This is a genomic window from Cohaesibacter intestini (genome assembly GCF_003324485.1).
Classification (GTDB): Bacteria; Pseudomonadota; Alphaproteobacteria; order Rhizobiales; family Cohaesibacteraceae; genus Cohaesibacter; species Cohaesibacter intestini.
Genome location: NZ_QODK01000003.1, coordinates 848,102 through 874,293, shown reverse-complemented (window position 1 = coordinate 874,293; position 26,192 = coordinate 848,102). Strand labels below are relative to the sequence as shown.

22 protein-coding genes and 2 tRNA genes are annotated in these 26,192 nt (G+C 53.6%); 13 read left to right on the top strand and 11 right to left on the bottom strand.

Features of this window, described 5'->3' with window-relative positions; genetic code table 11:
* Positions 1-111: 111 nt before the first annotated feature.
* The 4 genes from DSD30_RS14645 to DSD30_RS14630 all read right to left on the bottom strand — a co-directional run bounded on the left by DSD30_RS14645 (position 112) and on the right by DSD30_RS14630 (position 3,841).
* A complete protein-coding gene (locus DSD30_RS14645) occupies positions 112-1,098 on the bottom strand; it encodes an EAL domain-containing protein (protein WP_114010381.1) in 987 nt (328 codons plus the stop codon).
* Between the two features lie 214 nt (positions 1,099-1,312).
* Positions 1,313-2,067 (bottom strand): IS5 family transposase gene (locus DSD30_RS14640; protein WP_114010380.1). Its coding sequence is split into 2 segments (ribosomal slippage): positions 1,313-1,731 and positions 1,731-2,067, totalling 756 coding nucleotides; the frame shifts between segments, so codons are not numbered across the junction.
* 877 nt (positions 2,068-2,944) lie between these two features.
* Positions 2,945-3,034: transfer RNA gene (locus DSD30_RS14635), tRNA-Ser, on the bottom strand.
* Between the two features lie 165 nt (positions 3,035-3,199).
* Positions 3,200-3,841: a TetR family transcriptional regulator gene (locus tag DSD30_RS14630; RefSeq protein ID WP_157967719.1), complete on the bottom strand. Its 642-nt coding sequence runs from the start codon at positions 3,839-3,841 to the stop codon at positions 3,200-3,202.
* Positions 3,842-4,037: 196 nt separating this feature from the next.
* On the opposite strand from DSD30_RS14630, the gene DSD30_RS14625 reads away from it, so the two are divergent.
* From DSD30_RS14625 to glpK, 5 genes are all read left to right on the top strand, one after another.
* Entirely contained in the window at positions 4,038-5,132 is a 1,095-nt protein-coding gene (locus tag DSD30_RS14625) for an efflux RND transporter periplasmic adaptor subunit (RefSeq protein WP_157967718.1), read from the top strand.
* Between the two features lie 11 nt (positions 5,133-5,143).
* A complete protein-coding gene (locus DSD30_RS14620) occupies positions 5,144-8,257 on the top strand; it encodes an efflux RND transporter permease subunit (protein WP_114010377.1) in 3,114 nt (1,037 codons plus the stop codon).
* Positions 8,258-8,438: 181 nt separating this feature from the next.
* Positions 8,439-9,227, top strand: coding sequence for a DeoR/GlpR family DNA-binding transcription regulator (locus DSD30_RS14615; RefSeq protein ID WP_280955311.1), 789 nt, complete (start codon positions 8,439-8,441; stop codon positions 9,225-9,227).
* On the top strand, positions 9,224-10,741 hold the full coding sequence (gene glpD / locus DSD30_RS14610; RefSeq protein WP_114010376.1) for a glycerol-3-phosphate dehydrogenase: 1,518 nt from the start codon (positions 9,224-9,226) through the stop codon (positions 10,739-10,741). The genes DSD30_RS14615 and glpD overlap by 4 nt, the downstream gene beginning before the upstream one ends.
* Positions 10,742-10,850: 109 nt before the next feature.
* Positions 10,851-12,344, top strand: a complete 1,494-nt coding sequence (gene glpK, locus DSD30_RS14605; protein ID WP_114010375.1) for a glycerol kinase GlpK — start codon at positions 10,851-10,853, stop codon at positions 12,342-12,344.
* Between the two features lie 103 nt (positions 12,345-12,447).
* Here glpK and DSD30_RS14600 read toward each other — a convergent pair whose 3' ends face one another.
* The 4 genes from DSD30_RS14600 to DSD30_RS14585 all read right to left on the bottom strand — a co-directional run bounded on the left by DSD30_RS14600 (position 12,448) and on the right by DSD30_RS14585 (position 16,512).
* On the bottom strand, positions 12,448-14,421 hold the full coding sequence (locus DSD30_RS14600; protein ID WP_114010374.1) for a methyl-accepting chemotaxis protein: 1,974 nt from the start codon (positions 14,419-14,421) through the stop codon (positions 12,448-12,450).
* 492 nt (positions 14,422-14,913) lie between these two features.
* The gene (gene rpsI / locus DSD30_RS14595) at positions 14,914-15,396 is read right to left on the bottom strand and encodes a 30S ribosomal protein S9 (RefSeq protein WP_114010373.1); all 483 of its coding nucleotides are present in this window, start codon (positions 15,394-15,396) and stop codon (positions 14,914-14,916) included.
* Between the two features lie 2 nt (positions 15,397-15,398).
* Positions 15,399-15,860, bottom strand: a complete 462-nt coding sequence (gene rplM / locus DSD30_RS14590) for a 50S ribosomal protein L13 (protein ID WP_114010372.1) — start codon at positions 15,858-15,860, stop codon at positions 15,399-15,401.
* 202 nt (positions 15,861-16,062) lie between these two features.
* On the bottom strand, positions 16,063-16,512 hold the full coding sequence (locus tag DSD30_RS14585; RefSeq protein ID WP_425359468.1) for a PaaI family thioesterase: 450 nt from the start codon (positions 16,510-16,512) through the stop codon (positions 16,063-16,065).
* 215 nt (positions 16,513-16,727) lie between these two features.
* On the opposite strand from DSD30_RS14585, the gene DSD30_RS14580 reads away from it, so the two are divergent.
* The 4 genes from DSD30_RS14580 (at position 16,728) to DSD30_RS14565 (ending at position 20,035) form a co-directional block, all read left to right on the top strand.
* Positions 16,728-17,558 carry an enoyl-CoA hydratase gene (locus DSD30_RS14580; RefSeq protein ID WP_114010371.1) on the top strand — a complete coding sequence of 277 codons (831 nt, stop codon included), beginning with the start codon at positions 16,728-16,730 and terminating at the stop codon, positions 17,556-17,558.
* A gap of 1 nt (position 17,559) precedes the next feature.
* Positions 17,560-17,973: a CoA-binding protein gene (locus DSD30_RS14575; protein WP_114010370.1), complete on the top strand. Its 414-nt coding sequence runs from the start codon at positions 17,560-17,562 to the stop codon at positions 17,971-17,973.
* A 292-nt stretch (positions 17,974-18,265) separates the two neighbouring features.
* The gene (locus tag DSD30_RS14570; RefSeq protein WP_114010369.1) at positions 18,266-19,546 is read left to right on the top strand and encodes an O-acetylhomoserine aminocarboxypropyltransferase; all 1,281 of its coding nucleotides are present in this window, start codon (positions 18,266-18,268) and stop codon (positions 19,544-19,546) included.
* Positions 19,547-19,675: 129 nt separating this feature from the next.
* Positions 19,676-20,035 carry a DUF6404 family protein gene (locus DSD30_RS14565; protein WP_114010368.1) on the top strand — a complete coding sequence of 120 codons (360 nt, stop codon included), beginning with the start codon at positions 19,676-19,678 and terminating at the stop codon, positions 20,033-20,035.
* 57 nt (positions 20,036-20,092) lie between these two features.
* Here DSD30_RS14565 and DSD30_RS14560 read toward each other — a convergent pair whose 3' ends face one another.
* Together DSD30_RS14560 and DSD30_RS21595 are read right to left on the bottom strand one after the other, a co-directional pair.
* On the bottom strand, positions 20,093-21,190 hold the full coding sequence (locus DSD30_RS14560) for a COX15/CtaA family protein (protein WP_114010367.1): 1,098 nt from the start codon (positions 21,188-21,190) through the stop codon (positions 20,093-20,095).
* A gap of 60 nt (positions 21,191-21,250) precedes the next feature.
* The gene (locus DSD30_RS21595; RefSeq protein ID WP_157967717.1) at positions 21,251-21,412 is read right to left on the bottom strand and encodes a hypothetical protein; all 162 of its coding nucleotides are present in this window, start codon (positions 21,410-21,412) and stop codon (positions 21,251-21,253) included.
* A 38-nt stretch (positions 21,413-21,450) separates the two neighbouring features.
* Here DSD30_RS21595 and DSD30_RS14555 point away from each other — a divergent pair, with 38 nt between their 5' ends.
* A complete protein-coding gene (locus DSD30_RS14555; RefSeq protein ID WP_114010366.1) occupies positions 21,451-21,651 on the top strand; it encodes a DUF2842 domain-containing protein in 201 nt (66 codons plus the stop codon).
* 9 nt (positions 21,652-21,660) lie between these two features.
* Here the strand turns inward: DSD30_RS14555 and DSD30_RS14550 are convergent, their stop codons facing one another.
* Positions 21,661-23,343 (bottom strand): GumC domain-containing protein, encoded by a 1,683-nt coding sequence (locus DSD30_RS14550; protein ID WP_114010365.1) that lies wholly within the window; start codon positions 23,341-23,343, stop codon positions 21,661-21,663.
* Between the two features lie 202 nt (positions 23,344-23,545).
* Between DSD30_RS14550 and DSD30_RS14545 the strand changes: the two genes are divergently transcribed.
* From DSD30_RS14545 to DSD30_RS14535, 3 genes are all read left to right on the top strand, one after another.
* On the top strand, positions 23,546-24,103 hold the full coding sequence (locus tag DSD30_RS14545) for a polysaccharide biosynthesis/export family protein (protein ID WP_114010364.1): 558 nt from the start codon (positions 23,546-23,548) through the stop codon (positions 24,101-24,103).
* Positions 24,104-24,271: 168 nt separating this feature from the next.
* Positions 24,272-25,807, top strand: coding sequence for an undecaprenyl-phosphate glucose phosphotransferase (locus tag DSD30_RS14540; RefSeq protein WP_114010363.1), 1,536 nt, complete (start codon positions 24,272-24,274; stop codon positions 25,805-25,807).
* A gap of 186 nt (positions 25,808-25,993) precedes the next feature.
* A tRNA-Pro gene (locus DSD30_RS14535) sits at positions 25,994-26,070 on the top strand.
* The last annotated feature ends 122 nt before the right edge of the window (positions 26,071-26,192 follow it).

Genomic DNA, 26,192 nt, shown 5'->3' with positions numbered 1-26,192 from the left:
GGTCATGGCGAATGTGGCTGTGTGTGCGAGATGGAATGGATAGGTGTAAGCAACCAAATCCTACAACAAATCAACCATTTACACTACATTCGCCAGCCAAATTCCCGACCTTCATGCATAAGACGGGTTAGAAGGCGACGCACCACTTTTGCTGATGATGTGTTTGACTTGCTGGACAAAGTCAGGCTGTTGAAATTGTGTTACGCTGATATTGACCGCGATATGGAGGCCACTAGTTTTGGGTGATTTCGACCACTGAACAATTTGCGCACATGCTGTCTTTAATGCCCAATCACCTATTGGAATGATCAACCCGGTCTCTTCTGCTAAGGGAATAAATTCTGCAGGGGAAACATTGCTTTTTGTAGGATGATGCCAGCGCAAAAGAGCCTCCACACCATAAATGCGTCCTTGTTCATTCACTTGTGGTTGATAAAACAGCCTAAATTCTCCGCGAGAAACAGCTGAGCGTAACTCTGCTTCCAGAGTGCGTTCGTGTTTGCGGGTGTAACGCATGATCGAGATGACAGTACAAGCACCCAACACTCCAGACAAAGTGTTAAACCAGAAACCTACGGATCGTATTTCAATAGGAATCAATAGGTTGGGCCATGGTTGCGGTGCTAGGCCAAGTTCAAAAAACAGGAACAGCAAAACTCCAAAGGCCGGAAACAGAGCGCGCAGATACAGATTGTTTTTCTCAAAGATAAGAAACGCTGCTGCAGCGATTGGAAGCAAATTCATCTGTGTCGATTGCGGGATTCCATCGCTTGGGGTGTCGGCGAAGCATGCGACAGCAACCGTTAGAAATAACATATGGGTCATCAAAACGGCAGCTACGATCACATTGTTTCTCTTTGCCAGTGCAATTTGAACTGCAGCGGTAAAGATCGATACGATACAAGTGAAAAGAAGGGAGGTAAAACCGACGAGAAGGAAAAATAGTGACCAAGCCAGAGATATAACGATCGTTATATATCCTCCAATTATGATCAGATTTTTGGTTCTTTTGTTGTGACGTCCAATCCTTGTCCACTCCGACACATCATCGACTGGAAATTCGAAACTTATAATGCTTTTCGCAAGAGAGTGGCTCATATTTACCAACGCTTGGCACAATTAAATGTTGTTCTATCGTTCTAAACAGCATTTAGCACAGAAGTAATTAATTCTTTCTTTGTCCGACAAGAGACGGCCTGAAGTGTCGAAGCAGAATCCATGTTTGTCTGACGCTCACCCCTCAATGTGGCCGTTTAGATTGTAGCTCTGTTCCATTATGGTGAGTTTTTGAATGTTTAGGCTCCAGACTCAATCAAATCCAGAATGCAATGAGTGTTGCCAATGCGACTGCGGATAGGAAGTTTCTGGCAAGCTTGTCATATCGAGTTGCCACGCGTCGGAAGTCTTTGAGGCGACAGAAGGCATTTTCGATTAGGTGGCGATCCTTGTAACGCCGTTCATCATAGCGGATTGAACGCTTGCGATTTGAGCGGCCTGGAATGACCGGGACGATGGCTGACTGACGCAAGTGCTTTCGCAGACTGTTTGCGTCATAACCTTTGTCTGCGAGTAAGTATTTCGCACCTTTCAAGCTGTTCAGCAATACAGGCGCAATCGGACTATCTGCAGCATTGCCACCAGTCAATTTGAACGCAAAGGGGCGGCCAATGACATCGGTCAGAATGTGGATTTTGGTGGTTTGGCCCCCCCGAGACGGCCCGATCGCCTGATTTTTTGCCCCCCTTTACCGCCATATGCAGAGCGGTGAGCCTTGACATAGGTGCTATCGATAGCGGTGCTTTTGGTCACGGCACCTGAAGCTGCCAGAGCCTCAACGAGATCAACCCAGAACCGTTTGTGAGACCATCTATTGAACCGGTTATAGATTGTTGTTGCGGGGCCGTAGTCTGCAGGGCAGTCGCACCAGCGGCAGCCCACTTTCAAAACATGGATGATGCCAGAGATTACCCGGCGATCATCGACACGGCGGCCTCCTCCCTTGTTATTTGGCAAAAGTGGCTCAATCACAGCCCATTGCTCGTCCGACAACCAAAACAGATGTCCCATCCAAGCCTCCAATCCGTAGATTGGACAGATAGAATCTGATTTGACACGTTAGTTCAATGGTATCAATGAGTTTTGACCCTAGTTTTGCGATTGTGACACGAGTGCTATAGTAAGAGTTCTCTCTCTGCCTGATTGTGCCGCTACGGCCAGGACGTTCTTTGAGAACCCACGAATAGCCGTTTCGATCGACGATGCGAAAAAGCTCGGGCCCACGATAGAGGTTCGCTTCGCGCCTAGTTCCCTAAAAGAATGTACCAGTGGAGCTGGAAGCACGGCGCAGCAACAAAAGCCCGCTTTGTCCACTCAACTGTTATCTGATTTCTGAAGATGCTGCAGTTTGAACGAATGGCGGCAAAGGGGAGATCGGCTTTAGGCCTGTTGCGCCAGAAGAGTGACCACTTTGGGCCGCGATTGCCAATCACGGTATTTGATGATTGCGATCAAGTGATGCTGCAGCGCATTGGTCCGCTTCGTCCTTCCGCCGTTGGTCGACATTAGGATGGCGTTCATGCAGCATGGGTAGATTACTGCTCTGAATTAATGTTACCGCTTCAACACGGCTGCGCTGAAAATTGGCTTATCGCTCAGCGGGGTGACGCAAAGAGTCGTTCACATCAAATTGTACGGTACAGTTTAGTCAAGAAGTCGCCCCAAACCTGATTGATTGGAACCATTCTATTGATACCATTGGGGGAGAGTTTTTAATTATTCTTCCGGCCGCACTCAACTGGGCAAATTCATGAAAACTGTGGAAGATACCATAGACTTATGCATAGATTTGTGTAGCAAAATGTGTAGCAAATTTTGGCATTCTTGCGAGTGTCTAATATCAAGTGACTGAATTTACAATATAAATTTCAACTTGCTGCGAGGAAAATGGCGGAGAGGAAGGGATTCGAACCCTCGAGACAGTTACCCGCCTACGCCCTTAGCAGGGGCGCGCCTTCGACCACTCGGCCACCTCTCCGCCGCCCTGTTTAAAGACCCTGATGGGGTTAATCAACGTCTATTTTGTCATACGTTTGACATTTCCACATGAGGCTGTCTCGCAGGCTTCAGGCATGCGCCTGCGCTCACTGCGGGCATCCGGGCACCGATTTGAAGAAACTAAAACTTTGAAAAAACGTACAGATCACGTTTTAGTGCGCTGGGGTTCAATTTCCAGCACCGCATCAAAGAAACTGGCGAACAGCTCTTTTCCTTCGGTCTCGAGGTCCAGCTCCATGAATGGCAGCAGAGCCTTCTCAACCATGCCGACAAACAGACAAAGACACGAGAGCGCGGTGACCTTGGGGTCCATATTTGCCTTTAACTGCCCCGCCTTCTCGATGCTTTTGAAAGCAGTGGCGATCGTATCCTGAAACATCTGATGCTGCTCAGACAGAAACTGATGCAGATCGCCTTCCTTGTCTGAAATTTCCATATTGTGAATGATGATAAACATCGCACGCGACACAAGACGATCACGGGCAAACACGTCGATCAGACGGTTGATTTGCACCCGGAACGCACTGGCTGGGTCGTCTTCGGGCAAACTGATCAGCGCCTGCCGAACCGGATTGAAACCCGGATAGGCATGATTTTCCCAAATGCCCTTGATGACGTCTTCCTTGCTTTGGAAGTGCCAGTAAAACGCACCTCGCGTCATGCCTGCATGAGAGGCAATCTCGTTGATGGTCGTGCGAGCATACCCCTGACTGCTATATAAGTCCGCCGCCGCTTCAAGCAGGGCAAAATAGGTTTTTTCTGCTTCTTCTTTCGTCTTGCGCGCCATGGTCGGGTCCGGTTGGTCAGTCTTCATTCAGGATGGCATTGCAGCAAAGCTGCCTAGCAAAGCCGCTTAGTTATGCATAGCAGCATCCTACAGGAAAAAACAACTAGACAAACATACATTCATGCATGTATTTAACAGGCTACTGCGGGCGCCCCCTCTTATCCCGCGTCTTTGTAATATTGAACGGACCCAAAACATGCTCCGAAAACTGCTCTTGATCGGCCTTTCTGCCTTGGCTCTTGCTGGCTGCAAGGATGGTGTTTTTGATGCCATTGCGGAAGAACCCGTGCAGGAAGATCCCTTTGCCCGCCCTGCGAAGATTGCAACCGCCAGCAAGGTAGCCTTCAGCTTTTACAAAACCTTCCCTGGCGTGACTGCGGCGTCCCGCAATTCGATCCTGGCCTTTCGCGTGGCCGGGCAGATTTCTGAGCTGCCAATTCATGCAGGGCAGATTTTGAAAGAAGGGGACGTCATCGCCAAGCTTGACGACACGCCCTACAAAAATGTCGTGGCGCAGCGGCAGGCAACCTTCGATCTGGCGCAAATTCAGCTGACCAGAACCGAATCCCTGTTTGAAAAGAAGCATGTGGCAAAAGCGGCGCTGGATACGGCAAAGGCAACCTTTTCCGGTGCAGAGGTTGCCCTCAAGATGGCCAAGGAAGATGTTGGCTATACGGTCTTGCACGCGCCTTATGATGGCGTGATCGCCAAGGTCAATGTCGAACGCTACCAGAATGTGGCTGCGGGCGCGGCTGTGATCCAGTTTCAGGGGCGCGATGACATCGACATTGTCTTCAACGTCCCAGAAAAGCTGTTGCTGCTGTTCAATCCGATCAGCAACTCGCTTGGCCTGGCTTTTGAGGTGCGGTTCGATGCCCTGCCCGATCAGAAGTTTCTGGCAACCTACAAAGAGCATGACGCCCTTCCCGATGCTGTGACACGCTCTTTCAAAGTGACGGCGACCATGCCGGTTCCCAAAGAGCTTAGCGTGTTGCCGGGCATGAGTGTCAATGTGCGGGCCGATGTGGCCGGTCTCACGGCACCCGAAGGCACCGGCGGTGTCCTTGTGCCGCTTGAATCCGTTTTTGAAGAAGCTGGCAAGCGCTGGGTCTGGAAGGTGGATCCGCAGAATCAGGCCCGCAAGACAGAAGTGGAAGTACTCGGACTTGAGGATGGCTCTGTGCGCATTCTTGAGGGTTTGCAGGATGGCGACCGCCTTGTCGCCGTCGGGGTTTCCCATGTCGCAGAAGGCATGAAACTGCGTGCCTACCAAAAAGAACGTGGCCTCTAGGAACCGCTATCATGAATTTGACTGATTACGCCATCGAGCGGAAAACCGTCAGCTGGATGGTCACCATCCTGTTGTTGGCAGGCGGTGTCCTGGCCTTTTTCAATCTGGGTCGTCTGGAAGACCCCGAATTCACCATCAAGCAGGCAGTGGTCGTCACGGCCTATCCCGGCGCCTCATCCATGGAGGTCGAGGAAGAAGTAACGCTGCCGATCGAAACCGCGATCCAGCAACTGCCCTATGTCGACCATGTAACCTCCATTTCCTCGGCTGGCCTCAGTCAGGTCACCGTGGAAATGAAATCGATCTACCGCAAGAAGGATCTTGCTCAGATCTGGGATGAAATGCGGCGTAAAATCAACGACCTCGCCCCTTCCCTGCCGCTTGGATCGCGTCCGCCTGTGGTCAATGACGATTTCGGTGATGTCTATGGCATGTTCATGGCAGTCACGGGGGCTGGCTATTCCCATCAAGAGCTCAATGACTATGTCGACTTTCTGCGCCGCGAGCTGGTGCTGGTGGACGGGGTTGGAAAGGTATCGATTGGCGGCGGACTGGAGCGTCAGATCATCATCGAGATCAACCGCGCCAAGCTCAATTCGCACAATATTTCGGTGACAGCCCTCAAGCAGCTGCTGCAAAACCAGAATCTGGTCACCAATGCAGGCAATCTGCGCATCGGTACGGAATTTATCCGCATCAGTTCGACAGGCAATTACAGCAATGTTGAACAGATCCGCGACATTCTGCTGGGCCAGACAGGAGACGAACTGATATATTTGTCGGATGTGGCCAATGTGAAAATCGACTATGTGCAGCCACCCCGACATGTCTATCATTTCAACAGCGAAAATGCTCTGACGATCGGAGTTTCCTTTGCCAGCGGTGTCAACGTGGTGGAAGTGGGGCAGTCCGTGCGGGCCCGTCTCGCGGAGCTCGATTATACCCGTCCGATCGGAGTGGAACTGGCGACCATTTATGACCAGCCGCGACAGGTCGAAAATTCGGTCAATGACTTCCTTGTCAGTCTTGGTCAGGCGCTGGCCATTGTGGTGGTGGTGCTGCTGCTGACGATGGGGGCGCGATCCGGGGTCTTGATGAGCCTCATCCTGTTGCTGACCATTTGTGCCACTTTCATCGTGATGGACATTTACAACATCAATCTCCACCGCATTTCCCTTGGTGCCTTGATCATTGCGCTGGGTATGCTGGTTGACAATGCCATCGTCATCACTGACGGCATTCTGATAGGCATCAAGCAAGGTCTTTCCACCCGTGATGCTGCCAAGCGGATCGTCGGTCAGACCATGTGGCCGCTGTTCGGGGCAACGGTTATTTCCGTCACAGCCTTTGCTCCCATTGGCCTGTCACCAGATGCATCTGGTGAATTTACCGGTTCGCTGTTCTGGATCCTGTTCATCTCATTGCTAATCTCCTGGCTGTTTGCCATCACGCTGACGCCATTCCTTGCCTCGGTGATGTTCCGCGGCAAGAAACCAACCAAAGAAAGCGGTAACGAGAGCGACAAAAGCGAAATAGATGCTTCAGACAGCCAGCAACTGGATGATCCTTATCAGAGCATCTTCTATCAGATCTACAAGGGGCTGTTGCTGTTCACCTTGCGTTGGCGTTGGGTCACCACTTTTGTGATGATTGCCACGATGGCAACAGCGGTCTATGGCTTCAAATATGTCAACAAGGCCTTCTTCCCGCCTTCCAACCTGCCGATGTTCACGGCGGACTACTGGCTGCCACAGGGCTCCGACATTCGCTCGACCATCGAGGACATGGCTGCTCTGGAAGTCAAGATCCGCGCACATGAGGGCATCGATCAGGTGACGACGACGGTCGGCACCACGGCAGAGCGTTTCATGCTGACCTATCAGGGCGAGCGGTCTTTTGCCAACTTTGGCCAGTTCATCATTCGGGTGAAATCCTATAATGACATGCCAGAAATTCGCAATTGGGTGCTCAATCTACTTAAGGAAGAAGCGCCGCAAGCCTTTGTCAAAACCAACCAGTTCCAGATTGGCCCTGCCACCAAGGCCAAGATCGAGGCCCGGCTTTCGGGTCCGGATCCGGAAGAGCTGCGCCGGTTGGCAAGTGAAGTGATCGACATCTATCGCGATGATCCCGATACCATCAACATTCGCCATGACTGGCGGGAACGTAGCAAGGTGTTGCAGCCACAATTCGCAGAGGCCGAGGCCCGCAGACTCGGCATTTCCAAGGCCGACATCGATTCTGCCATTTTGATGAATGTGAAGGGGCTGGAAATTGCCAAAATGCGCGATGGATCCTCGATTCTGCCGATTATCCTGCGCCCGCCTCTGAACGAGCGGTCGAATGTCGAGCAATTGAGTGACATTCAGGTCTTCAGTCCCGTGCTTAACCGCTATGTCAGCATTGATCAGGTGGTGCAGGAAATCGGCTTGGCATGGGAAGATCCGCTGGTGATGCGTCGCGACCGCAAACGCACCATTCAGGTCTGGGTGGATGCGGATCCGAATTCCGACACCAACAGCTTTGCCCTGTTCGAACGTCTGCGGCCTCAGGTCGAGGCGTTGGACCTGCCACCGGGCTATGAACTGTCATGGGGTGGGGAATTTGAAGCCCAGTCCAAGGCCAACAAGGCGGTCTTTGCCTTCGTCCCTCTTGGTGTGCTGGTCATGTTCGCCATCACCATCATGCTGTTCAACTCGTTCCGCCAGACGATGGTTGTGTGGTTGACCCTGCCTTTGGCGGTGATCGGGGTGACTTCGGGCCTCCTGACCTTCAACCAGCCCTTCGCGTTCACGGCTTTGCTGGGCTTTTTGTCCCTGTCGGGCATGTTGCTGAAAAATGGCATCGTGCTGATCGAAGAGATCAAGCGGCTGAATGAGGAAGAAGGGCTGAATATGCATGATTCCATCACACGGGCCGCGGTGTCGCGTATGCGTCCGGTGACGATGGCTGCCATCACCACGGTGCTGGGTCTGATCCCTCTGTTGAGCGACGTCTTCTTTGCGCCGCTGGCGGTGACCATCATGTTCGGCTTGGCAGCCGCCACCATCCTCACCTTGATTGTGGTGCCGGTGCTGTTCTCCATCTTCTATGGTGTTTCCTACCGACGCGGTGAGACAATCTAAGAGCTGACCTTCAGTCTTACCGATTGGCCGGGCCTGTTCATTCAGGCTCGGCCTTTTTCGTTATGAGGCGCACTATTTGCAATTTAAGGTTCGTTTTTGTTCACATTCCCTGTGAAATGAACTTTCACCCTTGGCAAAAGGAAGATTCGAGCGCATGATGCCCACCAAAAGGAGCATAGTCTTGGATCCCCTCATTCCACGCCATTCTGACATTATGGAACTTGCCAAGCGCGACGGCCGGGTTGATGTCGACGGGTTGGCGGCTCATTTCGATGTCACGCCGCAAACCATCCGCAAGGACCTCAACGTGCTGTGCGATCACGACCTGCTGGAGCGTGTGCATGGCGGTGCGATCTACAAATCCGGCGTGTCCAACTATGCCTACACCGCGCGGCGGTCACATGCGGCAGCGGAAAAAGCAGCCATTGGCAAGGCAGCAGCTCAGCTGATCCCGGACAATGCCTCTCTCATCCTCAATATCGGGACAACCACCGAACAGGTGGCTGAAGCTCTTGTGCGCCATGATGGCCTGATGGTCATCACCAACAATATCAACGTCGCCAACATTCTGCATAACGGATCGAATGCTGAGGTGGTGGTGGCAGGTGGCATGTTGCGCAAGTCTGATGGCGGGCTTGTCGGTGAAGCGACCATCGATTTCATCAAGCAGTTCAAGGTCGATTTCGCGGTGATCGGGGTTTCCTCAATCGATAGCGACGGATCCCTGCTCGACTATGACTATCGCGAGGTGCGGATTGCGCAGGCGATCCTGCAACATGCCCGCAAACGCATCCTGGTCAGCGACTCGATGAAGTTTGAGCGCAACGCCCCCGTGCGGATCGGCCATCTGGCCGATATCGACTATTTCGTAACCGATCGGATGCCCAGCGAGGCCATCCAGACCCTTTGTCGCGACGCTGAAACCGAGATCATCGTCGCCCTCCCCTCGAACAGCGAGAGTGAATTATGACTGCAGACCTCAAGGATATCTTTGTCATTGGTGGTGGCATCAATGGTGTAGGCATCGCGCGTGATGCCATTGGACGTGGATATTCCGTGACCCTTGCGGAAATGAACGATCTGGCTAGCGCCACCTCCTCCGCATCGACCAAGCTGATCCATGGTGGCCTGCGCTATCTGGAATATTATGAATTCCGTCTGGTCCGCGAAGCGCTCAAGGAACGCGAAGTGGTTTGGGCCAATGCGCCGCATATCGTCTGGCCATTGCGCTTCGTGCTGCCGCATCACAAGGACCTGCGTCCGGCTTGGCTGATCCGCCTTGGCCTGTTTCTCTATGACCATATTGGTGGCCGCAAGGAGTTGCCTGCGACAGCCGACATTGACATGACCAAGGATGAAGTCGGCAAGCCGCTGAAGCCGCTCTTCACCAAGGGCTTTGAATATTCTGATTGCTGGGTCAATGACGCCCGTTTCGTTGTGCTGGCAGCCATGGACGCCCGGGATCGCGGTGCCAACATACTGGTGCGCGAAAAGGTCATTTCCGCCACCTACGAAGGCACCAGCTGGAAGGTCGTGACCAAAAATCAGATCAGCGGCGAAGAGACTGTTCATCACGCCCGGATGGTGATCAATGCTTCCGGTCCGTGGGTCGATCACATCATCGGCGATGCCTTGGGCAAACCGGACGACAAGAATGTGCGTCTGGTGCAGGGCAGCCACATGATCGTGAAGAAAATGTTCGACCACAAGCGCTGTTACATCTTCCAGAATAAAGACGGCCGGATCATCTTCTCCATTCCTTACGAAGAAGATTTCACCCTGATCGGCACCACCGATCATGACTTCAAGGGCGATCTCGACAAGGACAAGGTCGCGGCAACAGAAGAAGAACTGCTCTATCTGTGCAATGCAGCCAGCGAGTATTTCGCCAAGCCGGTCACCCGCGATGATGTGGTGTGGAGCTATTCCGGTGTGAGGCCGCTTTATGATGATGGCGCATCGGCGGCGCAGGAAGCCACCCGCGATTATGTGCTACGCCAGAGCAAGGAAGAATGCGACAACTCGATCATTCACATTTTTGGCGGCAAAATCACCACGGCCCGTATGCTGGCGGAATCGGTGCTCAAGAAAATTGAAATGAAACTCGGCCCGAAAGGCAAGAAATGGACCAAGGTCGCTCGTTTGCCGGGGGGTGACTTCAATGCCAGCGCCTTTGACGATCTGTTGGCCCGCCTGAAATCTGAGCATGGTTATCTGTCGGACCGTCTGGCCTATCGTCTGATGCGGCTGTATGGCACCAAGGCGTGGGATTTGCTCGAAGGCATCACCGATACCGACGGTCTTGGCCAGTGCTTCGGAGCGGATCTGTATGAAGCCGAAGTGCGTTATCTGATCGAAAACGAATGGGCCATGACCGCGGAGGACATTCTGTTCCGCCGGACCAAATGCGGCTTGCATTTCACATCCGATCAAACAGCAGCCCTTGAGGCCTATCTAAAGGCCTATTGGGCGGGCAAAGCCTAGCTCCTGCCCACGGCATCCAAGAGATGAACCCTGCGTCCCCCTTGCAAGGCCAAGAGGGACGCATAAGATCAAGAGACGCGCAGCATTCGAGGGAAGAGGCGAATCGCTCATGAAACACAATTACGTAATGGCCATCGATCAGGGCACCACCTCATCACGGGCCATCCTGTTTGATGCGGACTACCGCATTCGGTCTGTCGCACAGCAGGAATTCACCCAGCATTTTCCGCAGTCTGGCTGGGTGGAACATGATCCGGAGGAAATCTGGGATACGGTGGTGACCGTCTGTCGCGAGGCGATGGAAAATGCCGGGGCGCATGCCTCGGAAATCGCCGCCATCGGCATCACCAACCAGCGTGAAACCACCCTCGTCTGGGACAAGCGCACCGGTGAATGCGTCTACAATGCCATCGTCTGGCAGGACCGCAGAACGTCGGACTATTGCAAGAAGCTCAAGGATGAGGGTCTTGAGGAAACGGTGACCGAGAAAACCGGTCTATTGCTTGACCCCTATTTTTCTTCCACCAAGGTGGCCTGGATCATCGACAATGTCGAAGGCGCGCGCGAGAAAGCCGAAGCGGGCCATCTGGCCTTTGGCACGGTTGACAGCTTCCTGTTGTGGCGCCTGACGGGTGGCAAGGTTCATGCGACAGATGCGACCAATGCCAGCCGCACGATGCTTTATGACATTCACAATGGCCGCTGGAGCAGCACCCTGCGTCAGATCCTCAATCTGCCGCAAGCTCTGGCACGTCCAGAAGTGAAGAATTGTGCCGATGATTTTGGCACCTGCATGCCCGAACTGTTTGGCGGCCCGATCCCGATCACCGGCATTGCCGGAGACCAGCAGGCTGCGGCCATTGGTCAGGCCTGCTTTGAGCCGGGCATGATGAAATCGACATACGGCACGGGCTGCTTTGCCCTGCTCAATACAGGCGAGAAACCGGTTCGTTCCGAGAACCGCCTTTTGACCACCATCGCCTATCAATTTGACGGCAAGCCGACCTTTTCACTGGAAGGTTCGATCTTCATTGCAGGCGCTGCGGTGCAGTGGTTGCGCGATGGTCTTGGCATCATCGAAAAAGCCAACCAGACCGGCCCACTGGCCCGCAAGGCGGATGAAAGCCAGCAGGTCTATCTGGTGCCGGCCTTTGTCGGCCTTGGCGCGCCCTACTGGGATGCGGATTGCCGCGGGGCCATGTTTGGCCTGACGCGTGCGACGGGACCGGAAGAAGTCTGCCGTGCAACGCTGGAGTCGGTCTGCTACCAGACCCGTGATCTACTGACTGCGATGCGCAAGGACTGGGAGACCGACAGCGAAACGATGCTGCGGGTGGATGGCGGCATGGTTGCCTCCAACTGGACGATGCAGTTCCTGTCCGACATCCTCAACACCAAGGTGGAGCGGCCACGCATTCTGGAGACCACCGCGCTTGGTGCTGCCTATCTGGCAGGCTGGAAGGTCGGTTTCTATCCCGAGCCTGAGGAATTCGCAAAAAGCTGGGCGGTTGAAAATCGCTTTGAGCCACATATGGACGAGGATGTGCGAGAGCGCAAATATGCCGGTTGGAAGGACGCGGTGTCGCGCACGCTCAGCCACTAGGGCACTTTCTATCTGGCAACAGACATAAGAAAAGCCGTCATTTGCATGACGGCTTTTCTCGTTTTGACAATTGGTGCTTCGGCACCCCGTGCAGACCCTTGGATCAGGCGGCACGGATCTTGTTGACGAAGTTCTGAACAGTGTCACGCAAAGCGCTCGACTTGCCAGACAGATCAAGCGCAGCGGAAAGAACGTTGGCTGCGCTCTCCTCGGTGTCACTGGCTCCCTTGGTCACCAGCACCGTGCTTTCGCTCACTTCCTGTGTACCCTTCGCCGCTTCATTGACATTATGGGCGATTTCGCGCGTTGCGCCGCCCTGCTGATCGACGGATGCAGCGATTTCAGAAGCGATCTCGTTGATCTCGACGATCACATCCCCGATGCCGCGAATGGCACCTGCGGCTTCATTCGACACCGACTGCATGGCGGAAATCTGCGTGGCAATTTCATCGGTCGCCTTGGAGGTTTGATCGGCGAGTGACTTCACTTCTGACGCCACGACCGCAAAGCCCTTGCCTGCTTCACCGGCACGCGCTGCTTCAATTGTCGCATTGAGGGCCAGCAGATTGGTCTGGGCCGCGATGTCGTTGATCAGGCTGACGATTTGGCTGATCCGGTCTGTGGTGGACACAAGGCTTTGCACGGTCTGGTCCGTCTGCTTGGCTGCACCACTGGCCCGTTCGGCTATTTCGCGGGACTGGTTCACCCGGCGGCTGATTTCGGAAATCGAAGCGGCCAGCTCTTCGGATGCGGCGGCAACCGAACGCACGTTGATCGAGGCTTCCTCCGAAGCGGCTGCCACAGTGGTCGCGCTGGCGGCTGAGGCTTCTGCGGTGGAATTCAATGATCCTGCGGTGGTTTCCAGTCCGGAGGAAGAGACCGAAATCGTCTTGAGAACTTCACTGACTTCCAGATCAAACTCGGAGATCAATTGATCAACCAGTTCGACCCGCTGCTGCTTGGCCTGCTCTTCCTTGGCCTGCTGTGCACGCAGCCGGTCCTGCTCAATGGCATTCTGTTTGAACACCATGACGGCTTCTGCCATTGCACCAATTTCGTCCTGACGATCAAGTCCATCGATTTCGACATCATTGTCCCCGTGAGCAAGGCGGCCCATGGCAGACGTCATGTTGCTGATCGGCATGGCAACCAGTTTGGTGAGGAAGAAGCCCAGCACGATGATCATCAGAATGGCGGCCAGAGTTGCTGCGATGGCGGCTGACATACGGAAGTCAGACAGCGATGCATAGGCCAGATTTTTGTCCATCGACAGGGCTACATACCATTCAACCGGCAGGCCTTCGATCGGCACAAAGGTCATCAGCGAGGTTCCGTTGGCGTCTTCCACTTCGGCCATTTCCTGGCGAATGGCCGGAGCACCATTTGGGTAGGCAACGGAGAGGTCCTTATCGACATAGTCGATATTGCTGTGAACGAGAATCTTGCCTTCCTTTGACACCAGGAAGGCGTGCCCCTTGCCGTCGAGGTCCGTCTGGGAAAGCATCTGGACAAGGCTTTTAATGCTGAAGTCACCTGCGGCCACGCCGAGCAGACCGTCTGAGGTCTTGACCGGATGCGCGGCTGAGATGATCAGATCCTTGGTGGAGGCATCGACATAGGGAGCGGTCAGAACCGGCCCACCCTTGGCAACAGCGTCCTTGTACCAAGGCCGTTTGCGGGGGTCGTAATCGTCCGCCATCTTGGTGACTGGCCAGATGAAGAACTCGCCTGTCTTTTCCATCCCAATATAGGAATATTGGAAGTTGTCGAGATAGGTCTGGTTGCTGAACAAAGACAGCGGATCCGTGTCACTATCCATCTTCTTGGCAAACTCGGTCGACGATGCAATCAGCGTCATCCGGCCCTGCAGCCAGTTATTGATGCTATTGGCAGTCGTCTTGCCGATATTGTCCATCAAGACGGCGGTTTCGTTCCGGATGGTTTCACGCTGCAGCGTGTCGTTGTAGAAGGCAAACAGCGCAAAGACCGCAATAACCGCAGCAGTCGCAACGGTCAGAGTCTTTGCCATGATTCCCTTCGTCAACCTGATTTCGGTCGAGACTGGTTTCTTAGACATGTTGTTTTCCCAATACTGAGGGGCATTTTGGTCCTATTTGGGAAAAAGCATGACTGTACAATCCTAATCAATTCTTTATTCAAATAGTCTGGAACAATTAAAATCAGAAATATTGTAAAAAATTACGAGTTTTCCTGCCCAAATTTGCGCCATATACGCATTTTTTCGTATTTTCCGTCTGCTTTTCGCCCGCCATGTAAAGAATTACAGGTTGTAAAGACGCACAACTACCCGCCGAAAACAGGTTCAAAAAGAAGATTTTAAGCAAATTGGAAGCTTAAATTCAGGATATTCTTTACAATAATCACGCCTCAAATCCCAGTTTGGCAATCCACTCCAGTTATACTTGAAGGAACTGTAAGGTGAGATGAAAGTGGTTCATGCCTGCCCTTTGACGGCATAATGTCGACCGGATATATTCCATGACGCACGAAAAAAGCCGCCTCCAGTTGGAAGCGGCTTTCTTGAATTCGCGCAGTTCGAAGCGTGAGATTAACGCTTGGAGAACTGGAAGGAACGACGTGCTTTCGCGCGACCGAATTTCTTACGTTCGACAACACGAGAGTCACGGGTGAGGAACCCACCCTTTTTCAGAACGCCGCGCAGCTCTGGCTCATAATAGGTCAGAGCTTTGGAGATGCCGTGACGGATCGCACCGGCCTGACCGGACAAACCACCACCAGAAACGGTGCAGATGATGTCGAACTGGCCATCACGGTCAGCAGCGACCAGAGGTTGTTTAACAACCATCTGCAGAACTGGGCGACCAAAATAGACGTTGTATTCTTTTTTGTTCACGATGATCTTGCCAGAGCCTGGTTTGATCCATACGCGGGCAACAGCGTCTTTACGCTTGCCGGTGGCGTATGCACGACCATGAGCATCAAGCTTCTGAACGTGAACTGGTGCGGACTCTTCAGCTTCTACGCCAATAGCAGAGCCGAGTTCTTCAAGAGACTGTACAGAATCGCTCATTCTTAAGCCCTCGCATTCTTGGCATTCAGGGATTTAACATCCAGTGCCTCTGGGGCCTGGGCTTCATGCGGGTGCGTTGCACCAGCATAGACACGCAGGTTGGACAGCTGAACGCGGGTCAGTGGGCCGCCTGGCATCATGCGCTGAACAGCTTTCTCCAGAACACGCTCAGGGAACTTGCCCTCGATGATCTGACGAGCGGTACGCTCTTTGATGCCGCCCGGATGACCGGTGTGCCAGTAGTATTTTTTGTTCTCGTATTTGCGACCAGTCAGTTTGACTTTGTCGGCATTGATTACGATCACGTTGTCACCACAATCCATATGTGGCGTGAAGGTGGCTTTGTGTTTGCCGCGAAGACGCATGGCGATCAACGCTGCCACACGACCCAGCACAAGACCTTCGGCATCGATGAGAATCCACTTCTTCTCGATGTTGGAAGGGTTTGCAGAAAATGTTTTCATTGCTATTCCGTATCTCGGTGTCACATTGACAACAGGAAACGGCGACCCGAGAGAGCCGCCGCAATGTCTGGCGCTTCTTTTATACGAGCCCGTGACTTTGTCAAGCAGTTTCGAACAAAATTCATCAACAAAAACAATGCATTATTTTTGCGGTATATAATTACCACACAAAATCAACTTTTTCCGCCCCTTTTCCTCGCCTTCATTGCGGCGGAATCGAATAGGTAGCCGTGGCGTGGGCAACCAAATCTTCCTGCCCTTCAGACCACATATCCACTTCGACCACCACCAACCGCTTGCCCATTTTCAAAGTCCGGACATGGGCCAGCATGTCTCCCGGAGCGGGTTTCATCAGAAAATTGATGTTAAGGCTGGTGGTCACGGCAAGCGCAACAGGGCCGATTTCAGCCAGAATGACAACATAAGCGGCGAAATCCGCCAAACCCATCATGGTTGGGCCCGACACCGTTCCTCCGGGGCGCAAATGGCGTTCATCAGCCTTCAGCCGCAAAACCGCCTCTCTATTCTTGACCCAGTCGATGAAGTAACAACGCCTGCCCTGATTGAGCTGCGGGAAAATGTCGTCAAGCAGAATGGTGATTTCCTCAGCTGTCATTGCTTGAGCTGTCTCTTGAGCTGCTTGTTCCGTCATTGTCGTTCCCTCCTCCTGACCCACGAGATAGGCCGCGTCACGCATTTACTTTGACGTTTTGGTCAAATGTTGACCCGGATAAGTACGGATTGCAAGCCCTTCCAGCCTTGGATGGGGGCATATTATTCACGAGGCTAACTTGACAGAGGGAATTTTTGGCAGGCAATGTGCCGCTCACCTGATCGCAGTTTTGACTATGCCGGAGGAAAGAAAGCATGTCTGCGCCAACCCCAGTTCAAGAGGCTTCTGCCCCAGAGGCTGCTGTCCTCGTCGAACAGATTGGATCGATCCGTCGGTTGATCATGAACCGCCCTGAAAGCCGCAATGCCTTGTCGGAAGAGATGATGCATGCCCTGTCGGACGAGATCGAACATGCCAACAATGATCGCCAGACCCATGTCATTGTTCTGGCGGCCAATGGTCCGGTTTTCTGCTCCGGTCACAATCTCAAGGAAATGACCGCCCGTCGCAGCGATCGTGATGGCGGTCGTCATTACTATTCGCTGATCATGCGCACCTGCGCAGCGCTGATGCAGTCGATCATCAACACACCAAAGATCGTCATTGCCGAAGTGCAAGGCATGGCCACAGCCGCTGGCACCCAGTTGGTCGCCACCTGCGATCTGGCCATTTGCGTCAATGAAGCCAATTTCTGCACCCCGGGGGTCAATATCGGCCTATTCTGTTCAACGCCGATGGTTGCCCTCACCCGCGCCGTGCCACGCAAACAGGCGATGGAAATGCTGGTCACCGGGGAGCAAATCGACGCCCATACTGCCAAGGCTTATGGTCTGGTCAACCGGGTGGTGCCGAAGGACTATCTGCGTCTGGTCGTAGACAAATACGCGATGGAGATCGCAGCCAAGTCCCAGACCGCACTGAAGTTCGGCAAAGAGACCTTCTATCGTCAAGCCGATATGAATGTTGCCGATGCCTATGACCTTGCCTCTCTTGTGATGGCGGAAAACATGCTTGCGGGCGATGCCAAGGAAGGCATCAGCGCGTTCCTTGAAAAGCGCAAAGCCGACTGGCCGGACAGCAAATAACATGCAGGATCATCAGGCAGACACCATCAAGCACATTCTGGAAACGACCAAGGTCATTGCCCTTGTAGGAGCCAGTGACAAGCCGGCACGCGCCAGTCATCGCGTTATGGCCTTTTTGCTCGACAAGGGATATCGGGTCATTCCGGTCAATCCGGGCAAGGCTGGCGGTGAGATCCTTGGTCAGACAGTGGTCGGTTCGCTGGCTGACATTGCCGAACCGGTCGATATGGTCGACATCTTCCGCAATTCCGAAGCGGCGGGCCAAGTGGTCGATGAAGCCATTGCCATCAAGGCAAAAGTTGTCTGGATGCAGCTTGGCGTCATCAATGAAGAGGCGGCAGCGCGTGCGGAAGCCGAAGGCATCACCGTCATTATGGATCGCTGCCCGAAGATAGAATATCCGATCTACTTCTAACCCGCCCCACTTGAATTTGTTTGATAGGCTGCAGATCCCCATGTCTGCGGCCTTTCTGTTTGCGTCAGGACATGGGTGTTGAGGTTTATTCTTTCTGTGTAAAGGCATCGAATTGGACACAGAAGAACAAACTTCCTTCTTCCCTCCCATCTTCGAAAAAATATTCCAAAATCGGAAATAGCATCCCATTGGCTGCTGCTATAAAGTCTTGCGCATATTTCGATCAATAACGCGATTTGCGGTGAGGCCAATCAGAGGCCTGCGCGCAAACACTCTTTAGAAGGGGGCTTTCATGAGCGAGGCGAACAATCCGGGCTTTTCCACTTTGGCGATCCATGCAGGGGCACAGCCTGACCCGACCACTGGCGCACGCGTGACGCCGATCTATCAGACCACGTCCTACGAGTTTCAGGATGCGGACCATGCGGCCGCCCTGTTCGGTCTGCAGGCCTTTGGTAATATCTATACCCGCATCATGAACCCTACACAGGCGGTTCTGGAAGAACGCATTGCTGCTCTTGAAGGCGGCACTGCAGCTCTGGCTGTTGCGTCTGGTCACTCGGCGCAGTTGCTCACTTTCCATTCCATCATGCGCCCCGGCGACAACTTCATCGCCGCCGACAAGCTCTATGGTGGTTCGATCAACCAGTTCAACCACTCCTTCAAGAGCTTTGACTGGCATGTCAAATGGACCGATGCAATGGACCCGGAAAAGGCCCGTGCGTTGATCGACGAGAAAACCAAGGCCATTTACATCGAGAGTCTTGCCAATCCGGGTGGTGTCATTTCGGACATTGAGGGCTTTGCCAAAGTGGCTGCCGAGGCTGGCATTCCGCTGATCGTCGATAACACAATGGCGACCCCCTATCTGTGCAAGCCAATTGAGTATGGCGCGGATATTGTGCTGCATTCGATGACCAAGTTCATGGGTGGTCATGGCAATTCGATGGGTGGTATCATTGTCGAGGCAGGCAAGTTTGACTGGTCCGCATCAGACAAGTACCCGATGCTGACCGAGCCACGGCCAGAATATAACGGCGTCAAACTGCACGAAACTTTTGGCGGCATCGCCTTTGCGATTGCTTGCCGGGTGCTTGGTCTGCGCGATCTGGGCCCTGCAATTTCGCCTTTCAACGCCTTCCAGATCCTGACAGGCGTCGAAACCCTTCCTTTGCGTATGGAACGCCATTGCGAGAACGCACTGAAAGTCGCCAAGTGGCTGGAAAACCACGAAGCGGTCAGTTGGGTTTCCTATGCCGGTCTGGAATCAAGCCCGCATTACGAATTGCACAAGAAGTACATGCCCAAAGGTGCCGGGTCTGTCTTCACCTTTGGCCTGAAGGGCGGTCATGAGGCAGGTGTCAAACTGATTGCCGCCTTCAAACTCTTCAGCCATGTTGCCAATATCGGCGACACCCGTTCTCTGGCGATCCATCCGGCCTCCACCACACACAGCCAGCTGACCGACGAGCAGAAGACGGCCGCTGGTGCAGCGCCTGAAACGGTGCGTCTGTCGATCGGCATCGAAGATGTGGCCGATATCATCGCCGATCTGGAACAGGCCCTTGCCTGATCCTGCGGATTGAATGACATAGGAAAGCCGGGCCCCGTCAGCCCGGCTTTTTTGTGGCCGGACGATCAAATGCAAGATGGGTCAAATGGACCGGTTTGCAAGGGACATCGCTCCCCATAAAGTATCATCATGACCTTTGATGACCATTACCAACTGGCGATGACCGAACTGCAAGGAACAGAGATCCTGCGGGACAATTACGCGCCGCCTTTGCACAAACTGCTGCTACGATTGGGATTCTCGATGCGGCCGCCTCACTATGCCAGCATGCCCGTCAATATGCTGACGACTGGCATTCCATTCGGCATTCTCTGGAGTGGCTTGATGTGGCTGTTTGTCTGGGAAGACCAGATTGGCATGACGGTGTCGATTGCCCTCTGGGCGGGCTTTTTCGCCGGCATGCTGTTTGGCATCGGGATGGCGATTTATTATCGCGCGGCTGCGCGCAAGCATGGCCTGTCCAGCTGGCCCCAATTGGCCATGAAATGACAAAGGGCGCGTTTGCTTTCGCGCCCTTGCCTTTGCTTTTCTTCACTTCAGATCTCTTCAGATCCGCTGTTGACTGTCCTTCAAATCCCGGTACAGAACGGTACTGGCCGCCAGCAGCAGAGCCGCCGTTGCCTGATGCAGCAGGCCAAGCCACAAAGGCACAACCAACAGCAAGGTCGTGATGCCGATCACCACCTGCACCAGCACCAGCGCTGCAAGAATAGAGGCTGCAATGGTCATTTTGGCCGCGTAAGGGTCGCGCCAGATGCGCAACCAGACCAACCCGACAACGACCATGATCAGATAGGCCACGACACGGTGGTTGAACTGGATCGTCAAATGATCTTCAAAAGCGGCAAGCCATGGCGGGCTGTAGACATAAAGCCCCTCAGGGATCAGGCTGCCATCCATCAGAGGCCAGGTATTGTAGGTGTGGCCCGCATGGGTGCCAGCCACCAATCCGCCAAGAAAAATCTGGACAAGCAATAGACCCACAACCACAGCAAGCGTCCAGCTGTGACGTTCGCTGCTGACACATTCGGGCACTTGCCTGACGCTGCGATAGCCGCGCGCCACCCACAGCAGCGCGACAAATATGATCGAGGCGAGCAACAGATGGGTTGCGAGGCGATATTGGCTGACATCGACCCGATCCACCAGCCCGGAGGCCACCATCCACCAGCCAATCGCCCCTTGTGAGCCGCCCAGAAACAGCAACACCACGAGTCGGGGTTTGACTTCGTCGGAAAGTCGTCCGCTCAACCAGAAAAACAGCATCGGCACAAAGAAAACCAGACCGATGAAGCGACCCAACTGCCTGTGACCCCATTCCCACCAGAAGATGAACTTGAAATCTTCAAGGCTCATGCCCTTGTTGACCTGTTGGTACTCAGGTGTCTGACGGTATTTTTCGAATTCTTCGGTCCATTCGGCGGCATTCATCGGTGGAATCGCACCATGAATCGGCTTCCATTCGGTGATTGAAAGACCGGAATCGGTCAGCCGTGTCGCGCCGCCGACAATCACCATCAGGAAAACAAGGAACGCGACGCAATAGAGCCAGACCCGCACGGCACCTCTGGATGGTGCCACCTTGTCCGGTTTGATGTCGACATAGCGACTGGCCCGTTCCGCTTCACTGATATGGCCTTCCATCTCACACTCCCTATTGGTCTTTCGGTCTTGAAGTCATGCCTGTTTTTGTTGTTGAATCCCTTATACGCGATTGCCAGACAAAATGCCCACGGCAAAGTGCAAATTCCACCCCGCCCAAGCGCCAATTGGTATTTTTCCCATTGGCATTGAGCCTTGCTGGTCTTTTTTCTTTTCAGAGCCGTCAAGCTGGTTTAAGACGCTGGGCGTGAGCTTTCGTTTCACGATCCTTTCCACTTCGCAACGCCTTGGCAAGACAGATTATGAACAAACGCACGCGCAAATTCATCGGCATGATCCTTTTGGTGACCTGGATCATTCTTTATGCCGCGGTCGGCATGACCGTAGGCGCCGCTGTCGTCGCCAATGCCAGCGGCTGGGTTCAGATTATCTTTTTTGTGATTTCCGGTGCGTTGTGGGTGGTGCCTGCGGGTTTGATCATCCGCTGGATGGAAAAGGATTAGTCGACAGGATCACTCGGCCGCAATGGCCTTTTCCTGTTCTTCATAACCGATGAGATCCAGCTGCTTTTTGCAATCCAACGGCAAGATCAGGCAGTCCTGATAACCGAAATGCCCTATCACGGCTCGCACCTGTTGGGCAACCGATTCCCCGGCATCGGGTGCGTCAATGCAGGCCAGTGCATCGCGAGCAATCCCCAGACTCTTCAGCGCATAGTCATTGTCGTAATGGCTACCGAGATCAATCAACACGATATCGCATGCCTCTTCCAGAGCCAGCAGCAACCCATGAAATTCATGACTGAAGAAGTCCTCAAGACGCATTGCCCGCGTACCGCGAGCGATGTGATGCAGCCCTGTGTTATCATCGATTTGCACCAGATCGGCATAGCTGGCGGTCTGATCGATGAGATCGGTGATACCTGCATGAGCGTGATCCGCGCCTGCATCTCCCAATCTGACCAACAGAACAGCCTGATCGAGATCCATCAGCGCCTGCATGAGGATGTTCGCCTGTTCACCCCAGCGGCCACTCTCTGACAGCAGCACGACCCGTTGGTGCCCAGTGGCCCGTATTTGCAAGGCCACGCTTTCCATGTCCAAGTCTGTCCCAGACATGATGTCGTGGACGGGTGAAGGGGCAGCCACAGGGGCCTGTTGCACCGGTGCCTGTGGAGTTGTCACCAGAGGAACTGTCACCTGAGGCACTGTCTCCAATGGTACTGGCAACTGAGAAATAGAGGTCGAATCGACTGCAATCGGATTGCGTGTGTCAACGTCAGGTTTTTCCAGAGAGACCGGAAGGTCTGGACGCACAGCAGAGCGGCGAGCAGACTTGCGTCGCAGATGCAGGCTGTAGATCCCCCAAAGACACACCATCGACAGGGCGCTGATCCATAGGGTCTTCACAAAGAGGCCCAGCGCGCTTGCCTTGATCGAATATTCGGGCAGCGATGCACGCACGAGCAGTCGTGCTTCTGGCGGTAACAGATCATATTTCTGTTTTGTAACGGCCTGTTGGTGCAAGTTGCGCATATTGTTGAGAATGCGGTCCGTAGCATTGATGCTTTTCTGCACCCCGGCGATCCGTTGGGCTTCCTTTTCCTTCCAGGTTTGAAGAGCAGCGTCACTCTCCAATTGGGGAACTGGATTGGGAGCCAGCCTAGCGGTCAGAGCGACCTGTTGGAACTCAATCGCGGAAATATCGGTAGCAAGCTTGTCTACTGCATCATGGAACTGCGTGGCGCGGCGGGCTTTCAACCGGGAGAGATACGCATTTGCCAGCCGGTTGGCATTGTTCATTGCCTCTTCACGGTCTTCGTCGGTTACTCGGATCGACAGGGTTCGCAAGGCTGCGTCAAAGGATAAAGAAACTTTGGCCATCAGGGCACTTGTCCGCTCTCCTTCCCCAAACAGCAATTGCCGTGCATCCTGAACAATTCGGTCTGCATTCTGCCAGTCAGAAACCGACTGGGCAGCCCCCTGCTCCGGTATATAGCGCTCATTGGGCGCCAGGATCAGAATATTGGCGGTTGCGCGGTAGCTCTCCTCCTGCATCGTCACCCAATATGCACTGACCGAAGCGACCACCAAAGGCAACAGCAAAGCAAGGCACAGCAACCACCCGGCATGCGAAAATGGCTGTCTGACAGGCATGGCGTTGTTGTTGGAACTTTGACTGGTCTGATTGGGCATGGATCTAGGTCGCCGTAAATGAGGTTTCCCAAATCCTGACACGTCATGGTAACCAGCTCCTTAACAACGGCCTCACCTCGCCAAAATCGAAGCAAAATGCACGAATAACGCGATCAAATGGATATGCACCTCCTCCTCTTTACGCAGCATTAACCACAATATTTCATAAAAGATGCAGTCTTAATCTGATGAGTCGGTTCCGATGTTTGTTCGTATTCTCGTTCTTTTGGCCGTAATTTCCGGTTTGGCAGGTTGCTCCAGCTACCGGCCTGCAGGCGAAGCCTTCCACAAATCCCTCGTCGGGCCCTATTTGCTCGATTCAGGAGATAGGGTGCGATTGATTGTCTACAATCAGACCGAACTGAATAATGAATATACAGTAGACCAGTCGGGCTATGTCTCGGTGCCGTTGATCGGCAATGTGGTGGCCCGTGGCCGCGAGACGAACGATCTGGCGCGGGACATTGCCGCACGCCTTGAAAATGGCTTCATCAAGAATCCTGACGTGTCCGTCGAAATTTCCCAGTATCGGCCGTTCTTTGTTATGGGTGAAGTGACCACTGCCGGGCAATATGCCTATGTCACCGGCATGACGGTGCAGACAGCCATTGCCATTGCAGGCGGCTTCTCGCCGCGCGCCCAGCAACGCTATGTCGATGTCACGCGGCAGTTGAATGGCAAGATCCTGACAGGCCGCGTCAAGCTGACTGCCCCGGTGCGTCCGGGTGACACCATCTATGTTCGCGAGCGGCTTTTCTGAGGGACCCGATGAGCCAGCCTTGCTGCGTGTCGTCTTTTGAACTTTGTTAACTACAATGGCCAAAAGCGGTTCACCCGTGTTTAGAAAAACAGTCGGTTAAATCTTATTCAAAAATTGGCTGTTAATCCTCTTAGTCACAACCGAACTCAAAACCAATGGTGTTGGACTATGCAGGCTCTGGATCCGAAGACAGCCTTTTCATCAAGTGCTGTTCTGGCGACCGCACAAGAGGAAGATTTCCGGTCAAGTTCCCAGATTTCCGACCTTGCTCGTGAAGTCGCCTCGGAATTCTCGACGACGACCTACGCCCCCATGATGGTGCGCGGGCTGGTGCAGCTTTCCGATTTTCTGATTGTCATGATCATGGGACTGACGGCCTACTCCATCGCGGGAGGGGCGCAGTTGGCCGGATATGAGATGCCACTGACCTTCTCGATCGTCGGAGCGGCCTTGTTCATGCTCTTCATGTTGTCTGCGGACGGCTATAATGTGCATGAAATGAACAATATGGCGCCGCATCTGGGCAAGGTGATTGGCTCGATGACGATGCTGGTCGTGCTGTTTCTTCTGGTCGGCTTTCTTTCTGGCACGGATCTGGAACAAAACCGCGCTTGGCTGGGCATCTGGTTTACGCTGGGATTGGCCGTAATGTGCTCCATGCGAGCGATCGAGACCCTGTTTATCCGGCGCTGGCAGGCCGATGGCCGCCTCGAACGTCGCGCTGTTATTGTCGGCGGTGGGAGACCAGCGGCAGAAATCATTGAGTCACTGGAAGCGCAGGAAAATAACGACATTCGCATTTGCGGAATTTTCGATGACCGCGATGATGACCGGTCACCTGCGATTGTCGCGGGCTATCCCAAGCTCGGCACTGTCAGTGATTTGGTCGAGTTTTCCCGTCTTTGCAAAATCGACATGCTGATTGTCACCATTCCCGTGACCGCAGAAAATCGTGTCTTGCAGATGCTGCACAAGCTCTGGGTTCTGCCGCTTGATATTCATCTGAGCGCTCACATGAACAAGATGCAGTTCCGTCGCCGCACATACAGCTATGTCGGAAATTTGCCCACCGTGCCGGTCTTTGCCAAACCGATCGCCAATTGGGGTTCGTTGTTCAAACGCGCCTTTGATGTGGTGGTCGCGGCGACAGCTATTCTTGTGCTGTCTCCCCTGCTGGTTGGCACGGCCATCGCCATCAAACGCGACAGCAAGGGGCCAATCATCTTCAAACAGAAACGTCTTGGCTTCAACAACGAGGAAGTGGTCGTTTACAAATTCCGCTCCCTCTATCATGAAAGCTCCGACCAGAAGGCGCAGAAATCGGTCACCAAGAACGACAATCGCGTCACCAAGGTCGGTCGCTTCATCCGCAAGACGTCGATTGATGAGTTGCCACAATTGTTCAACGTGCTTTCCGGCACCTTGTCACTGGTTGGCCCCCGGCCCCATGTGCCGCACCAGCAGACCAACAACAAATTGTTCGAGGAAGTGGCCGACGGATATATGGCGCGCCACAAGGTCAAGCCGGGCATCACAGGCTGGGCGCAGATCCATGGCTGGCGCGGTGAAATTGACGATCCGGAGAAACTCAAGCAGCGTGTCCAGCATGATATCTACTATATCGAAAACTGGTCGTTATCGATGGATCTATATATCCTTGCCGTCACGCCACTCAAGCTGCTCAATCAGGACAATGCCTATTGATCAGCCACGCGAATGGATGACCGCTGATTGTATCAGGGCCAGCATGCCACATGCCGGCCCTTTTCCGTTCTGCCTCTGAAATCCAACTTTGTTATGCATTTCAAAGCGGTTGACTGAGGATAATTGCCCGACCGGGCGCAAGTTTTATTGCAAGCGGATGACAATGACTCTATAAAGCCCACGTGTCGGAGCGTAGCGCAGCCTGGTAGCGCACTTCGCTGGGGGTGAAGGGGTCGTAGGTTCGAATCCTATCGCTCCGACCATTTTCTTCTCTTTAAAATCTATCCATCTTCCCCTCGCAGCATATTGCTTGCTGCGCCTCTTGCGCGTTTGCCTGAGGGGGGACTGGACATTTCCAATGCAAACACAAAAGGCGCGATCAAAG